Annotated in this window: 13 protein-coding genes; 10 read left to right on the forward strand and 3 right to left on the reverse strand. The window is 71.5% G+C overall.

Going from position 1 to position 15,339, the window contains the following annotated elements:
- Positions 1-51: 51 nt before the first annotated feature.
- The 5 genes from ABD339_RS26790 to mutM all read left to right on the forward strand — a co-directional run bounded on the left by ABD339_RS26790 (position 52) and on the right by mutM (position 4,198).
- Positions 52-1,242 (forward strand): ATP synthase subunit B family protein, encoded by a 1,191-nt coding sequence (locus tag ABD339_RS26790; protein WP_344569455.1) that lies wholly within the window; start codon positions 52-54, stop codon positions 1,240-1,242.
- A 186-nt stretch (positions 1,243-1,428) separates the two neighbouring features.
- Positions 1,429-2,025: a YceD family protein gene (locus ABD339_RS26795; protein WP_344569457.1), complete on the forward strand. Its 597-nt coding sequence runs from the start codon at positions 1,429-1,431 to the stop codon at positions 2,023-2,025.
- A gap of 2 nt (positions 2,026-2,027) precedes the next feature.
- A complete protein-coding gene (rpmF, locus tag ABD339_RS26800) occupies positions 2,028-2,201 on the forward strand; it encodes a 50S ribosomal protein L32 (RefSeq protein WP_016470089.1) in 174 nt (57 codons plus the stop codon).
- A gap of 19 nt (positions 2,202-2,220) precedes the next feature.
- Entirely contained in the window at positions 2,221-3,129 is a 909-nt protein-coding gene (rnc, locus tag ABD339_RS26805; RefSeq protein ID WP_344569460.1) for a ribonuclease III, read from the forward strand.
- Positions 3,130-3,334: 205 nt separating this feature from the next.
- The gene (gene mutM, locus ABD339_RS26810; RefSeq protein ID WP_344569463.1) at positions 3,335-4,198 is read left to right on the forward strand and encodes a bifunctional DNA-formamidopyrimidine glycosylase/DNA-(apurinic or apyrimidinic site) lyase; all 864 of its coding nucleotides are present in this window, start codon (positions 3,335-3,337) and stop codon (positions 4,196-4,198) included.
- 18 nt (positions 4,199-4,216) lie between these two features.
- Here mutM and ABD339_RS26815 read toward each other — a convergent pair whose 3' ends face one another.
- Positions 4,217-5,134 (reverse strand): CAP domain-containing protein, encoded by a 918-nt coding sequence (locus ABD339_RS26815; RefSeq protein ID WP_425576108.1) that lies wholly within the window; start codon positions 5,132-5,134, stop codon positions 4,217-4,219.
- A 309-nt stretch (positions 5,135-5,443) separates the two neighbouring features.
- Here ABD339_RS26815 and ABD339_RS26820 point away from each other — a divergent pair, with 309 nt between their 5' ends.
- The 4 genes from ABD339_RS26820 (at position 5,444) to ABD339_RS26835 (ending at position 11,928) form a co-directional block, all read left to right on the forward strand.
- The gene (locus ABD339_RS26820; RefSeq protein WP_344569562.1) at positions 5,444-5,707 is read left to right on the forward strand and encodes an acylphosphatase; all 264 of its coding nucleotides are present in this window, start codon (positions 5,444-5,446) and stop codon (positions 5,705-5,707) included.
- A 310-nt stretch (positions 5,708-6,017) separates the two neighbouring features.
- A complete protein-coding gene (locus ABD339_RS26825) occupies positions 6,018-6,233 on the forward strand; it encodes a hypothetical protein (protein WP_344569468.1) in 216 nt (71 codons plus the stop codon).
- 277 nt (positions 6,234-6,510) lie between these two features.
- Positions 6,511-10,101, forward strand: coding sequence for a chromosome segregation protein SMC (smc, locus tag ABD339_RS26830; protein WP_344569470.1), 3,591 nt, complete (start codon positions 6,511-6,513; stop codon positions 10,099-10,101).
- A 402-nt stretch (positions 10,102-10,503) separates the two neighbouring features.
- Positions 10,504-11,928, forward strand: coding sequence for a sugar porter family MFS transporter (locus ABD339_RS26835; protein WP_344569472.1), 1,425 nt, complete (start codon positions 10,504-10,506; stop codon positions 11,926-11,928).
- Between the two features lie 117 nt (positions 11,929-12,045).
- Here ABD339_RS26835 and ABD339_RS26840 read toward each other — a convergent pair whose 3' ends face one another.
- Positions 12,046-13,095, reverse strand: coding sequence for an LLM class flavin-dependent oxidoreductase (locus tag ABD339_RS26840; protein ID WP_425576103.1), 1,050 nt, complete (start codon positions 13,093-13,095; stop codon positions 12,046-12,048).
- Between the two features lie 105 nt (positions 13,096-13,200).
- Here ABD339_RS26840 and ftsY point away from each other — a divergent pair, with 105 nt between their 5' ends.
- Positions 13,201-14,421 carry a signal recognition particle-docking protein FtsY gene (ftsY, locus tag ABD339_RS26845; RefSeq protein WP_344569474.1) on the forward strand — a complete coding sequence of 407 codons (1,221 nt, stop codon included), beginning with the start codon at positions 13,201-13,203 and terminating at the stop codon, positions 14,419-14,421.
- Between the two features lie 171 nt (positions 14,422-14,592).
- Here the strand turns inward: ftsY and ABD339_RS26850 are convergent, their stop codons facing one another.
- The gene (locus ABD339_RS26850) at positions 14,593-15,291 is read right to left on the reverse strand and encodes a bifunctional DNA primase/polymerase (protein ID WP_344569476.1); all 699 of its coding nucleotides are present in this window, start codon (positions 15,289-15,291) and stop codon (positions 14,593-14,595) included.
- Positions 15,292-15,339: the final 48 nt, after the last annotated feature.

Below are 15,339 nucleotides of genomic sequence, written 5' to 3' on the forward strand. Positions count from 1 at the left end.
GGTTGGGCAACGGGTAACGGCCTTGCGCCCACTGGCCGTACAGTCACCTTCGTGGACGTACAGCAGAAACTCGACGAGATCGTGGCGACCGTCGGCGGCGCGCGCTCGATGCCCATGTCCGCCTCCTGTGTGGTCAACAGGGCCGAACTGCTCGCCATGCTGGACGAAGTGCGCGAGGCCCTGCCCAGCTCGCTCGCCCAGGCGCGCGAGGTCCTCGGCGACCGTGAACAGGTGGTGGCCGAGGCGCACCAGGAGGCCCAGCGCATCATCGACTCGGCCCAGGCCGAGCGCGGCTCTCTCGTCTCCGGCACCGAAGTGGCCCGCCACGCGCAGGAAGAGGCCGACCGCATCCTCGCCGAAGCGCGCCGGGAAGCCGCCGAGACCCGCGCCGAGGCCGAGGACTACGTCGACAGCAAGCTCGCCAACTTCGAGGCCGTCCTCAGCAAGACCATCGGCTCCGTGGACCGCGGCCGGGAGAAACTGCTGGGCAGCGGTCCGGGCGCCGAGGAGTGGAACGAGCAGTACGCGCAGGACGCCCCCGAGCGCTCCGCCGACCCCCGCGAACTGCAACTGCGGGCCGATCAGTACGTCGAGGCCCGGCTGGGCTCCGTATCGGCCGTGCTCGCCAAGACGCTGGAGGCGGTGGGGCGCGGCCGGCTGAAGCTGCGCGGCCACGAGCCCACCGACGAACTGGCGGCCCACATGGCCGCGCAGGACGGCGCGGACGGTTTCGCCGTGCACACCAGCGACGCCGACTTCCTCGCCGGCCTCGCCCACACGGACGACGCGGCGCAGGCCCAGCCCCAGGGGTACGCCCCCGCCCAGGACCAGCCCCGCCTGCCCCAGCAGCCGCAGGCCCCCTCCCGGCCCGCCCAGCCGGCACACATCCCCGCCCAGCCCCAGGACCCGCCGCCCGCCGCGGACCCGTACTACGCGCAGCAGCCCGCCTACGGTCAGCAGCACGATCCGTACGGCTACGTCCAGCAGGACGTGTACCAGGACACCGGCTATCAGGACGCGTACTACGGCCGGCACGGTCAGCAGCAGAGCGATCCTTACGCCTACGGTCAGCAGCAGGCCGGCTACTACACCCAGCAGCCTCAGCAGTCGCAGCAGCACCAGCACTACCAGCAGACGCCGCAGGCCCAGGGGCAGCTCGACGAGACCAGCCTGTTCGACACGAGCATGATCGACATCGAGCAGGTCAGGGAGTACGAGCGGCGGCACGGCCAGGGCGGATGACGCCCGGCCCGTCTCGTCACCGGCCCCTCCCGGGGGCCGTCCGGGGACCGTCCGGGCTGGATTGGGTCATCGCCCGGGCGTCCAGTATCCTGGTTCTTCGGCCGCGAGTACGCACGCCGCGGCCCACGCCCCACCCGTAGAAAGCAGGAAGCCCTGAACGCCCCCCTCGACCACCGCGCCCCTCTCGTGTTCGACACGCGTGAGCTGGGGCAGCGTCCTGGTGCGATGAAGCGGCTCTCCCGCGAAGTGGAGTCCCCCGGCGATCTCGGTGTCGAGTTCATCAGGGTTCCCGACGGGGCGAAGATCGAGCTGGACCTCCGTCTGGAGTCGGTCATGGAAGGGGTGCTTGTCACAGGCACCGCCCGTGCACCGCTGACGGGGGAGTGCGTAAGGTGTCTGGAGCCGCTTCAGCAGGAAGTCGAAGCGGATTTCCAGGAGATGTTCACCTATCCCGACGCCGATGAGCGGGGCCGCCCCAGTGCGGAGCCCGACGGCGACGAGGACGAGGAGGACACACTCTTCCTAGAGGGCGATCTGTTCGACCTCGAACCCGTGCTGCGCGACGCGGTGGTGCTCGCACTGCCGCTGCAGCCGGTGTGCCAGGAGGGCTGCCCCGGTCTGTGCCCCGAGTGCGGGGCCCGGCTGGCGGACGACCCCGACCACGGGCACGAAGAAGCCGTCGACATCCGTTGGGCGGCATTGCAGGGACTCGCCGAGACCATCGGGGACGGCGAGAAGGACAAAGAGCCCCGCTCCGGCGGGGACGACTCACAGGAGAAGTAGCCGTGGCTGTTCCGAAGCGGAAGATGTCGCGCAGCAACACGCGCCACCGCCGGTCGCAGTGGAAGGCTGCGGTCCCGACCCTGGTGAAGTGCGAGCGCTGCCGCGAGCCCAAGCAGCAGCACATCGCGTGCCCGAGCTGCGGCACCTACAACAAGCGTCAGGTCCTAGAGGTCTGATCGGCGGGTGACAGGCTCCATGTCAGACGCCAGTACCCCCCGCCCCCCCGCCCCGGAGAAGGGAGGGGATCCGGCGGAGCTGGTGGATGCGGCCTCGTCCCACACGCTCCTGGAAGGGCGGCTCGGTTATCACCTTGAGTCCGCCCTTCTGGTGCGTGCGCTGACGCACCGCTCGTTCGCGTACGAGAACGGCGGGCTGCCCACCAACGAGCGTCTTGAGTTCCTCGGCGACTCCGTCCTCGGACTGGTCGTCACCGACACGCTCTACCGGATGCACCCGGACCTCCCGGAAGGCCAGCTCGCCAAGCTGCGCGCCGCGGTGGTCAACTCCCGTGCACTCGCCGGCGTCGCCCGCGGTCTCGACCTGGGCGCCTTCATCCGGCTCGGCAGAGGAGAGGAAGGCACCGGCGGCCGGGACAAGGCGTCGATCCTCGCCGACACCCTGGAAGCGGTCATCGGCGCGGTCTATCTCGACCAGGGGCTGGATGCCGCCTCCGAGCTGGTCCACCGCCTCTTCGACCCGCTGATCGAGCGCTCCTCCAACCTGGGCGCCGGTCTCGACTGGAAGACGAGTCTCCAGGAGCTGACCGCGGCCGAGGGCCTGGGAGTTCCCGAGTATCTGGTCTCGGAGACGGGCCCCGATCACGAGAAGACCTTCACGGCTGCTGCCCGCGTCGGTGGTGTCGCGTACGGCACCGGCACAGGACGCAGCAAGAAGGAAGCGGAGCAGCAGGCTGCCGAGGCCGCCTGGCGGGCCATCTCGGCACGCAGCGAGTCCGCTGCTGCCGACAAGCCCGCGCTCGCCGCCGACTCCGGGGCGGCTGACGGGAAGGACGCCGGACAGCAGCGGGACGGCACCGTGCGCACGGACGAGGCGTCGGCGGCCGCCCAGGGCGGCCCCTCCCGGAACAGCACCGCCGGCCGCTGACAGCGATTCGGCCGGAAGCTGTGATGCGCCGGCCGGCCCGCTGCCCCGCCGGGCTTCCGGTGGGCTTGACCCGTCGGTCCGCCGCCCGGCTCCCGCACCCGCAGCGCTGAACCGCACCCGCCCGCCCTGCGGCCGGGAAGCCCGCCCCCGGTGAACGCTCCGGGGAGCGGGCCCTTTTCGTCGGCCCACTCCTCAAGGAGCCTCCGTGCCCGAGCTGCCCGAAGTCGAAGTCGTACGCCGCGGCCTGGAGCGCTGGGCCAGTGGCCGTACGGTCGCCACCGCCGAGGTGCTGCACCCCCGCGCCATCCGCCGCCACACCGCGGGCCCGCTGGACTTCACCACCCGGCTGGAGGGGCTGCGCGTCGGCCAGGCCATGCGGCGGGGCAAGTACCTGTGGCTGCCCATCGGCGACAGCGGCCACTCCATGCTCGCCCACCTCGGCATGAGCGGCCAGCTCCTCATCCAGCCCACCGGAGCCCCCGACGAGCGGCATCTGCGGGTGCGGATCACCTTCGACGACGTCGAGGGGGGTGAGCTGCGCTTCGTCGATCAGCGGACCTTCGGCGGCCTCTCACTCCACCCGGCGGCCGAGGACGGGCTGCCCGACGTCATCGCCCACATCGCGCGCGACCCGCTGGATCCCGCGTTCGACCTGCCGGCCTTCCACGCGGCCCTGCGCCGCCGCCGTACGACGCTCAAGCGCGCTCTGCTGGACCAGTCCCTGATCAGCGGCGTCGGCAACATCTACGCGGACGAGGCGCTCTGGCGCACCAAACTGCACTACGACCGCCCCACCGCCACCCTCACCCGCCCGCAGACCACCGAACTGGTGGGCCATGTGCGGGATGTGATGACCGAGGCCCTCGCCGTGGGCGGCACCAGCTTCGACAGCCTCTACGTGAACGTCAACGGCCAGTCCGGATACTTCGCGCGGTCACTCGACGCCTACGGGCGCGAGGACGAGCCCTGCCGCCGCTGCGGCACCCCCGTACGCCGGCGCGCGTGGATGAACCGCTCCAGCTACTTCTGCCCGCGCTGCCAGCGCACTCCACGCCCGGCCGGTGCCTGACCGGCACCCCGGGCGCGGCTAGAAGCCGAAGTCCTGCGTCCACCAGGGGCCGCCCTCGGCGAAGTGCGCGCCGACGCCCAGGGTGCGGTAGTCGCAGTTGAGGATGTTGGCCCTGTGGCCCGGGCTGTTCATCCAGGAGTCCATCACCGAGCGCGCGTTGGCCTGGCCGCGGGCGATGTTCTCGCCGCCGAGGTCGCTGACCCCGGCAGCCTCGGCGCGGTCCCAGGGGCTGCGCCCGTCGGGGTCGGTGTGGGAGAAGAAACCGCGCCCCGCCATGTCCTCGCTGAAGTCCTGCGCCAGCCCCGCCAGGCCGCTGTCCGCCTTGACCGGCTGACAGCCCGCCTTGGCCCGCTCCTGGTTGACGAGCGTCAGCACCTCCCGCTCGGCGGCGGTCTCCGGGTCGGACGACTTGATGGCGCCGCCGGAGCCGCTCTTCTCCTCCTCGCCGGACCCTTCTCCCGAGCCGGAAGGCGAGGCGTCCCCGCTCGGCCGCTCCTTCTCGGCGGCCGTGGAGCTGTCGTCCCGCGAGGGCGTGGTGCCCGGCTTCTTCGCGGGACGGGAACTCTTCTGCGAGGGCGAGCGCATGGGCCCCTCGTTGCGCTCCTCGGCGCGGCTGGCCGCCGGGTCGGACGACCTTGCCGAGGGGGTGGCCGAAGGCACGGCGGGGGCGTCCAGTCCGGTGGGCCCATCGGCCCGCACCCGGTCTCCGCCCTGCTGGCCGCCCAGCCCGCCGGGGCCGGGTATCAGCCCCGACGCCACGGCGACGGCACCCATCGCCATCGCGGCCGAGGCGCCGAGCAGCCCGGTGCGTACGGGCGCCGCGCTCCTCTTGCGGTGCCCGCCGTGACCTCCTCCCTGGTGCCGGTCGGCGTCCGGCCGGCGGGAAGGCGCGGGCGGAGCGACGGGAGCGGGGGTAGCACGTCGATGGCGGCCCATCTTCGCTGTCCTCCAGGGCTCGACTGTCACGATGGCGGTCAACACAGAATCTCCGCTTCACCCTTACGTGTGAAGCGGGTTGACGGGCAATGTACGGCATCACGCCGGGGGCGGATGTGCCGGCAGAAGAATTGTCCGGATAGCGTGCACCCCATGGCTGCGAGCGACTCGACCCACGAAGAGACCGGCGAGACGGGCGCCACACCGGCGCCCGGAGAAGGGACGGCTCCGGCCGTACCGCCGGCGACCGTGACGGGGACAGCACCGGAACCGGAGGGGGCCGGACGCCGCGGCGAGGAGCCGGCGCGGATGACCATCTGGGTGCGCGGCGAAGTGCAGGGGGTCGGCTTCCGCTGGTTCACCCGTGCCGCCGCGCTGCGTATCGGGGGACTCGTCGGCTTCGCCCTCAACCTCGACGACGGCCGGGTCCAGATCGTGGGAGAGGGCGCCAGGGCCCACTGCGAGGAACTGCTCGACTGGCTGCGCGGGGGCGACACACCCGGGCACGTCGAGGGTGTCACCGAGATCTGGGACGAGCCGCGCGGTGGGTACCGGGGCTTCGCGATCCGGTGATCCACAACGGTTGCCAATCCCGCTGTGGCGTGCAAAGCTGCGGCGACAGGAGAGCTCAGTGGATCTTCCACCAGCACCAGCGGGCTGCCGCCTCCGGCGCCGATCGCCGTCGAGTCAGGGCAGGCCCGGGGTCGCGGTGTGTGATCGTGTTGACCGTCAAACTTTTTGGTGAGACCCTGGGAACCCCGCGCACCTGAGCTGTTTGATCCAGAGATTCTTCAGTAAAAGACGAGATACAGACACTGCGGGTGCGATTCCCTCACGAACGACCACACCAAGGTCGGTCACTCAGTGTGGAGGACCATCCATCATGGCAAAGGCGCTCCTCGGCTACGTCGGCGGCTCCGACCCCCGGGTTCTTGCCGAGATGCGACGGCTGCAGCAGCGCGTCCAGGACCTCGAATCCGAAATCGTACGGATCCAGGCCGAGAACGACGCTCTGTCCGCCGCCGCACGGCACCCCGAATCGGTGCTCGAAGGCATTGAAGGCATCGACGTTTCCTCGGCGGAGCCTGCGCTGACCTGATCCGGCCCGCCGGGCAGGACGGGCTGAAGCAGGACAGCCGTACAAAGATCTGTAAGGGACGCTTCGGCGTCCCTTCGTCGTTGTGCTCCTCGGTGCTCTCGTCGCCGACGGGAACGGCACGGCCCCGGGCTCACCCGGGGTCATCGTGGGGGGCGCTCTCGTTACCGTCTGATGTGCCCCCGGCCCCTCCCGGTGAAACCCTCCGGGAAAACCCTTCACGGGCCTTCGGGGCAGTCGGCGCGACATCGCCGCGACAACCTCGGTAGGGTCCGGACGCGTGCACCTGAAGAGCCTGACACTGCGGGGATTCAAGTCCTTCGCCTCCGCCACGACGCTGCGCTTCGAGCCCGGCATCACCTGCGTCGTCGGCCCCAACGGCTCCGGCAAGTCCAACGTCGTCGATGCCCTGTCCTGGGTGATGGGCGAGCAGGGCGCCAAGTCGCTGCGCGGCGGCAAGATGGAGGACGTCATCTTCGCCGGGACCACCGGGCGCCCGCCGCTGGGCCGGGCCGAGGTCTCGCTGACCATCGACAACGCCGACGGCGCGCTGCCCATCGAATACTCGGAAGTCACCATTACGCGGATAATGTTCCGCAACGGCGGCAGCGAGTACCAGATCAATGGTGACACCTGCCGGCTGCTCGACATCCAGGAACTGCTCTCCGACTCCGGCATCGGCCGCGAGATGCACGTCATCGTCGGACAGGGTCAGCTCGACGGCGTCCTGCACGCCGACCCGACCGGGCGGCGTGCCTTCATCGAGGAGGCGGCCGGCGTCCTCAAGCACCGCAAGCGCAAGGAGAAGGCGCTGCGCAAGCTGGACGCGATGCAGGCCAACCTCGCCCGGGTCCAGGACCTCACCGACGAACTGCGCCGCCAGCTCAAGCCGCTGGGCAGGCAGGCGGCGGTCGCCCGCAAGGCCCAGGTCATCCAGGCCGATTTGCGCGACGCCCGGCTGCGGCTGCTGGCCGATGACCTGGTGGGGCTGCGTGAGGCACTGCGTACGGAGGTCGCGGACGAGGCCGAGCTGAAGCAGCGCAAGGAATCGGCCGAGGCCGAGCTGAAGGAGGCCCTGCGCCGCGAGGCCGACCTGGAGCAGCAGGTCCGTACGCTCAGTCCGCGGCTGGAGCGGGCCCAGCAGACCTGGTACGAACTCTCCCAGCTCGCCGAACGGGTGCGCGGCACCGTCGGCCTGGCGGAACAGCGGGTGCAGCACGCCGCCTCGGCGCCCGCCGAGGAGCGCCGGGGGCGCGACCCGGAGGACATGGAGCGCGAGGCCGCCCGTATCCGCGAACAGGAGGCCGAGCTGGTGGCCGCCTTGGAGGCGGCCACCACGGCGCTGGATGAGACCGTGGCGCACCGCTCGGAGCTGGAGCGCCGCCTGGAGCAGGAGGAGCGCCGGCTCAGGGACGAGGCGCGGGCGCTGGCCGACCGCCGCGAGGGGCTCGAACGGCTGCGCGGCCAGGCAGGGACGGCCCGCAGCCGGGCTGCCTCCGCGCAGTCCGAGATCGACCGGTTGGCGACCGCCAGAGACGAGGCCCTCCAGCGCGCCACCGAGGCCCAGGAGGAGTACGAGACGCTGCGCGCCGAGGTGGCGGGCCTGGACGAGGGCGACGCGGACCTGGGCACCCGGCACGAGACGGCCAAGCGGGAACTGGCCGAGGCGGAGGCCGCGTTCGGCACGGCCCGGGAGGCGCTGACGGAGGCCGAGCGTGAGCGCGCCGCCACCTCGGCGCGGCATGACGCGCTCGCCCTGGGCCTGCGCCGCAAGGACGGCACAGGTGCGCTGCTGGCGGCCAAGGACCGGCTGGGCGGCCTGCTGGGCCCGGCCGCCGAACTCCTGAGCGTGACCCCCGGCTACGAACTCCCGATAGCGGCAGCACTCGGCACGGCCGCCGACGCCCTGGCAGTGGCCGACGTGGCGACGGCGGCCGAGGCGCTGCGTCTCCTGCGCAAGGAGGACGGGGGCCGGGCCGCGCTGCTGGTGAGCGGCCGGCCAGAACAGCACGGGCCGCACGGTGCCCGGGCCGATGAGCGCGAGGGCGCCGCCCCCCGGCAGGGCACCCCCGCCGCCTCGCTGGTGACGGCCCCGGAGTCGCTGCGTCCGGCGATGGAGCACCTGCTGCGCGACATCGTCGTCGTGGACACGCTGGAGGCCGCGGAAGAGCTGCTGATCATGCGCCCCGAGTGCACGGCGGTCACCGCCGAAGGCGACCTGCTGGGCACCCACTTCGCCCGCGGCGGCTCGGAAGGCGCGCCCTCCTACCTGGAGGCGCAGGCGTCGGTCGACCAGGCCGCGGCGGAGCTGACCGAACTGGAGGCCAGATGCGAGCGGCTCAGGGAGGAGCAGCTCAGCGCGAAAGAGACCCGCAGGGCGTGCGCGGCCCGGGTCGAGGAACTGGCGGTGAGCCGGAGCGCAGCCGAGCGTGAGAAGTCCCGGGTGGCCGGCCGCCTGGGCACGCTCGGGGGCCAGGCCCGTGCGGCCCAGGGCGAGGCGGAACGGTCCGCCGCCGCCGTGGCCAAGGCCGAGGAAGCGCTGGAGCGGGCCACCCGGGAGGCCGAGGAACTGGCCGAGCGGCTGGCCGTCGCCGAGGAGGCGCAGGAGGCCGAGGGTTCGGTGGACCCGGACACCTCCGTACGCGACCGGCTCTCGGCCGACGGCGCCAACGCGCGGCAGACGGAGATGGAGGCTCGCCTTCAGGTCCGCACGCACGAGGAGCGGGTCAAGTCGCTCGCCGGGCGGGCCGATTCGCTGGACCGGGGCGCGCGAGCCGAGCGGGAAGCGCGGGCCCGTGCCGAGGAGCGGCGGGCCAGGCTGCGCCACGAGGCCGAGGTCGCCGACGCGGTGGCCGCGGGCGCCCGGCAGCTGCTCGCGCATGTGGAAGCCTCGCTGGAGCGGGCCCGCGAGGAGCGCGAGGGCGCGGAGCGGGCCAAGGCCGAGCGGGAGCAGGCTCTGGTCGCCGAGCGCAACCAGGGCCGGGAGCTGAAGGACGAGCTGGACAAGCTCACCGACTCGGTCCACAAGGGCGAGGTTCTCGGCGCCGAGAAGCGGATGCGTATCGAGCAGTTGGAGACCAAGGCGCTGGAGGAGCTGGGCGTCGAGCCCGCGGGCCTGGTCCGCGACTACGGCCCCGACCAGCTGGTGCCGCCCTCGCCGCCCGCCGAGGACGAGGAGCTGCCGGAGGATCCGGAGCATCCGCGCAACAAGCCGGTGCCGTTCGTGCGGGCCGAACAGGAGAAGCGGCTCAAGGTGGCGGAGCGCGCCTACCAGAAGCTGGGGAAGATCAATCCGCTGGCGCTGGAGGAGTTCGCGGCGCTGGAGGAGCGGCACCAGTTCCTGAGCGAGCAGCTTGAGGACCTGAAGAAGACGCGCGCCGATCTGCTCCAGGTGGTCAAGGAGGTCGATGAGCGCGTCGAGCAGGTCTTCACCGAGGCGTACCACGACACGGCCCGGGAGTTCGAGGGCGTCTTCTCGCGCCTTTTCCCCGGTGGCGAGGGGCGGCTCGTGCTGACCGATCCGGACGACATGCTCGCCACCGGCGTCGATGTGGAGGCCCGTCCTCCGGGGAAGAAGGTCAAGCGGCTCTCGCTGCTGTCCGGCGGTGAGCGCTCGCTGACGGCCGTGGCGCTGCTGGTGTCGATCTTCAAGGCGCGGCCGAGTCCGTTCTATGTGATGGACGAGGTCGAGGCGGCGCTGGACGACACCAACCTGCAGCGGCTGATCCGGATCATGGAGGAGCTGAAGGACAGCTCACAGCTCATCGTGATCACTCACCAGAAGCGCACGATGGAGGTGGCCGACGCGCTCTACGGCGTCTCCATGCAGGGTGACGGCGTCTCCAAGGTCATCAGCCAGCGTCTGAACTGAGCGCGGGCGTCCCACGGGCGGGTCCCCCTCCCGGACTCCCGGCCCCCGGACTCCCGGGCCGGAGCATCGCCGGTCGGGGCCCCCGAGCGATGCCGGTGAACCTGAGCACCGGATGCTTCAACTGGCCCGCTGCGGCGGACTGATGGTGGCCTCTCGCGGCCCCTGGAAGCGCCTTCCGGACTTCCAGGGGCCATTTCTCTTCATAACTCGAAGGAAACATGAGAGGCGGTGTGCTCTGCATCGCACACGTTCGCGTATTGACTTCGAAACATGAAGGCTTACAGTCTGAAGTGCCATCGAGATGTTCAAGTCGTGGCGCGCTCTTGCTCTTGCTCCAGCACGCGGCCCCTTGGCAGGTGGCGTCCCCATCCGGCACCGTCGCCGGCATCTCAGGAGAAGATCGTGACCAGCACAGCGCAGGCCGCGCGGCCAGCATCCGGTGCGCACACCGCACCCCTCGGCCGTGTCGTCTTCATCACGGCCGCCGCCGCCATGGGCGGCTTCCTCTTCGGCTATGACAGCTCAGTGATCAATGGCGCGGTCGAAGCGGTGCGTGGCCGCTTCGACGTCGGCTCGGCCCTGCTCGCCCAGGTCATCGCCGCGGCGCTGATCGGCAGCGCGATCGGCGCCGCCATAGCGGGCCGGATAGCCGACCGGATAGGTCGCATCCAGGTCATGCGGATCGCCGCCGTCCTCTTCACCGTCAGCGCCGTGGGATCCGCCCTCCCGTTCGCGCTGTGGGACCTCGCGATGTGGCGGGTACTCGGCGGCATCGCGATCGGCATGGCCTCCGTGATCGGCCCGGCCTACATCGCCGAGGTCTCCCCGCCCGCCTACCGCGGCCGGCTCGCCTCCTTCCAGCAGGGCGCCATCGTCCTGGGCATCGCGGTGTCCCAACTGGTCAACTGGGGCCTGCTGAATCTCGCCGACGGCGACCAGCGCGGCTCACTCGCCGGCCTCGAAGCCTGGCAGTGGATGCTCGGAATCATGGTGATCCCCGCGGTCGCCTACTTCCTGCTCTCCTTCGTGATCCCCGAATCGCCCCGGTTCCTGATCTCCGCCGGCCGCCAGGCCGAGGCGCGGACGGTGCTGGCCGGCGTCGAGGGAGAGCACGCGGGCCTCGACCAGCGGCTCGGCGAGATCGAGACCGCGATGCGCAGCGAGCACAAGTCCACCTTCAAGGACCTGCTCAGCAGCCGCACCGGCCTGCTGCCCATCGTGTGGATCGGCATCGGGCTCTCGGTCTTCCAGCAGCTCGTCGGCATCAACGTCGTCTTCTACTACTCCTCGACGCTGTGGCAGTCGGTCGGCATCAACCCCGAAAGCTCGTTCTTCTACTCCTTTACGACCTCCATCGTGAACATCCTCGGCACCGTCGTCGCGATGCTGCTCGTCGACAAGATCGGCCGCAAGCCGCTCGCACTGATCGGCTCGGCGGGTATGGCCGTCTCGCTGGGGCTGGTGGCCTGGGCGTTCTCCGCCAGGACCGGCTCCGGCGACAACGTCTCCCTCCCCGACGCCCAGGGCGCCGTCGCACTCATCGGCGCGCACACCTTCACGCTCTTCTTCGCGCTCTCCTGGGGCGTGGTCGTCTGGGTGCTGCTCGGCGAGATCTTCCCGAACAAGATCCGCGCCGCGGCACTCGGTGTCGCCGCCTCCGCGCAGTGGATCGCCAACTGGGCGATCACCGCCAGCTTCCCGAGCCTGTCGGAGTGGAACCTCTCGACGACGTACATCCTCTACACGGTCTTCGCCGTGCTCTCGATCCCGTTCATCCTCAAGTGGGTGCCGGAGACCAAGGGCAAGGCGTTGGAGGAGATGGGCTGACCCCCCCCCGCCGCCCACTCCTCGGCACCCGCGCTGCCCCGGCTCACCCGACCGAGCCGGGGCAGCGCGCTGTCGGCCTGCCGCTGTCCTGCCGCTGTCCTGCCGCTGTCCGGGGCGCTATCCGGGCAGACGTGGAATGACGTCCTCCGCCAGCAGCCGCAGCGACCGCCACCCCTCCTCGACGGGCATCCCGCCGCACAGCGGGTGCAGCAGCAACTGCCGGGCACCCTCCGGCTGCCGGGAGACCATCTCCACGCACTCATCCGGTGTGAGGAACGCGTAGACGCCCTCCTCGCGCAACTCCTCCACCGTCGTGGCCTCGGCCCGCATCAAGGAGCGCACATCCGCCGTCTGCCAGGACGCGTACTGCCGCGCCTCGTACAGGAAGTACGCTCCCAGCTCCGTCCACGCACGCTCCGGATCCTCCGTGAGATGCAGCGCGGGCAGCCGCTCGGGCGGCATCAGGCACAGCGGATCGCTGCCGCTCTCCTGGCACCGTTCCTCGTAGTAGCGGGCGAGAGCCGGCAGATGCGCGGGCAAGAACAGCGGCAGACCCAGCCGCGCGGCCCGGCGGGCGGACGGGCGGGAACTGCCGCCGACGAACAGCATCGGATGCGGACGGGTGTGCGGGCGCGGTGTGACCCGCACCTTGCGGCCCCGGTAGTCGAACGGCTCCCCGGTCCACGCCGCCAGCAGCGTCTCCAGCACCTCGTCCTGGAGTGCGCCCCGTTGCGTGAAGTCACGCCCGAGCGCTGCGTACTCCTCGGGCCGGTAGCCGACCCCGGCGACGGTGATCAGCCGCCCGCCACTGGCCAGGTCGAGCACCGCGATGTCCTCCGCCAGCCGCAGCGGGTCGTAAAGCGGCGCCAGGATCGCGCACGCCGTCACCACCGCCCGCCGCGTGCGCCCCAGCAGTGCCCCCGCCAGCGCCAGCGGCGCGGGCAGCCAGCCGTCCGGCGACCCGTGGTGCTCCTCGACGACGAGCGAGGTCACACCGTGTTCGTCGGCGTAGGCAGCCATGTCGAGCGCGGCACGGTAGCGGTCGCCCAGGCTCTCCTGGGGCCCGCCAGGCGCTCCCGGCGACTCCGGCCCTCCCGGTGTTCGTGACGCTTCCGGCGGTCCGGGCGGCTGTACGAGATTGAAACGGACGCTGGTCGTCACGGTCACAAGGGCCCCCAACAGGGAGACAGCACGGGCGCGGGGACCGTAGCGGAGCGCGCGCGAAGAGGGAATGACCGGGAAGTGTTGACGGTGGCGGATACTGGACCCGCTATGGAAATCGTCATCCTTGTTGTAGTCATCGCCGTGATCGCGCTGGGCGCGGTCAGCGGGCTCGTGATCAGCGGCCGTAAGAAGAAGGCGCTGAAGACCGAGGAGCCCGCCACCCACGAAGGCACCACCACCCCGACCGCCGAACCGCACGTCGGCGAGGAAGCCGAGGGCGCGCCCGGGGGAGCGCGCAGAACGATCGAGGAGGTCGGCCTCCCCGAGGCCGAGGCGCCGCCGCAGACCGCCGCACCGGTACCCGCCGCCCCGGCGGAGCCCGAGATCGAGATCCCCGAGCCCACGGCAGGACGCCTGGTGCGCCTGCGCGCCCGGCTCTCCCGCTCGCAGAACACCCTGGGCAAGGGCCTGCTGACCCTGCTGTCCAGGGAGCACCTCGACGAGGAGACCTGGGAGGAGATCGAGGACACCCTGCTGACCGCCGATATCGGCGTCGGCCCCACCCAGGAACTGGTCGAGCGGCTGCGCGGGCGGGTCCGGGTGCTCGGCACCCGCACCCCGCAGGACCTGCGCGACCTGCTGCGCGAGGAACTGCTGACGCTCGTCGGCACCGACCTGGACCGCACCGTGCACACCGAGACCCAGGGCGCCCTCGACCGCCCCGGGGTGGTGCTCGTCGTCGGCGTCAACGGCACCGGCAAGACCACCACCACCGGCAAGCTCGCCCGCGTTCTGGTGGCCGACGGCAAGTCGGTGGTCCTGGGCGCCGCCGACACCTTCCGGGCCGCCGCCGCCGACCAGCTGGAGACCTGGGGCACGCGGGTGGGCGCCCGCACGGTCCGGGGCCCCGAGGCCGGCGACCCCGCCTCGGTGGCCTTCGACGCGGTCAAGCAGGGCACCGAGGCGAGCGCCGACGTCGTCCTGATCGACACGGCGGGCCGGCTGCACACCAAGACGGGCCTGATGGACGAGCTGGGCAAGGTCAAGCGCGTCGTGGAGAAGCAGGGCCCGGTGGATGAGGTCCTGCTGGTCCTGGACGCGACCACGGGCCAGAACGGGCTGGTCCAGGCCCGGGTCTTCGCCGAGGTCGTCGATATCACCGGCATCGTGCTGACCAAGCTGGACGGCACGGCCAAGGGCGGCATCGTCGTCGCCGTGCAGCGCGAGCTGGGAGTCCCGGTCAAGCTGGTGGGCCTGGGCGAAGGAGCCGATGACCTGGCGCCGTTCGAGCCGGAGGCTTTCGTGGACGCCCTGGTCGAAGAGGGCTGACGCGCGTCGGCCGAAGAGGGTGGATACGGGCCGGGCGGAGACACCGGATACGGCCGATCCGTTCCGCAAGGGAGAAACACACCGGCGCCGTCGCGACGTACCCCCGATGCCGCCGCGACGGCGCCGCCCCGTTCCTGCTCTGGGCGAGATCCCTTTGAAGACGGACCCTAGCTAGTCCGCGACGGCGGAACGGTGGCTGACGTAGGCGAGCGTGCCCAGTAGGAGCCTCGCCTGTGGCGGGCGGCCCGCCGCCTCCAGGGTGGGGGGACGCAGCCATCGCACCGGGCCCAGGCCGCCCAGGTCGGAGGGGGGTGCGGTGATGTACTCGCCCTCGCCCCTGCCGCGCAGATCGAGATCCGCGTCGTCCCAGCCCATCCGGTAGAGCAGTTCGGGCAGTTCGGAGGCTGCTCCGGTGGCGACCAGGAACCACGTTCTGCCGTGCGGTGTCGCCGCGACCGGGCCCAGGGGCACGCCCATCCGCTCCAGCCGCATCAGGGCGCACTGCCCGGCCCGCTCGGCCACCTCGATCACGTCGAAGAAACGTCCCGTCGGAAGCAGCAGCGCCGCTCCGGGGACATCGGCCCACGCTTGACCCGCCTCCGCGAGGGTGGCGCCGGCGGGGACCTCCAAGGACGCGTCCAGCGGGTGGGCTCCGGGTGCGGGGCACGCGGTGGCACCGCAGGAGCATCCGACCCGCCCGCCGGACCGGGCGGCGCGGGCCCCGGGAACCACGTCCCAGCCCCACAACCCTGTGTACTCCGCGACGGCCGTGCACGCGGAGGCGCGACCGCGCCTGCGTGAACCGGGCCGCAGGTCCCTGATCTCCCGGATGCCGCTGAGACCGCTGATGGCGCCGATTGTGAAGCCCATGCTCCCTCCAACGGGTCTCGTATGCCTATGGTTACGAAAGCGCTGCGC

Source organism: Streptomyces axinellae (genome assembly GCF_039532135.1).
Classification (GTDB): Bacteria; Actinomycetota; Actinomycetes; order Streptomycetales; family Streptomycetaceae; genus Streptomyces; species Streptomyces axinellae.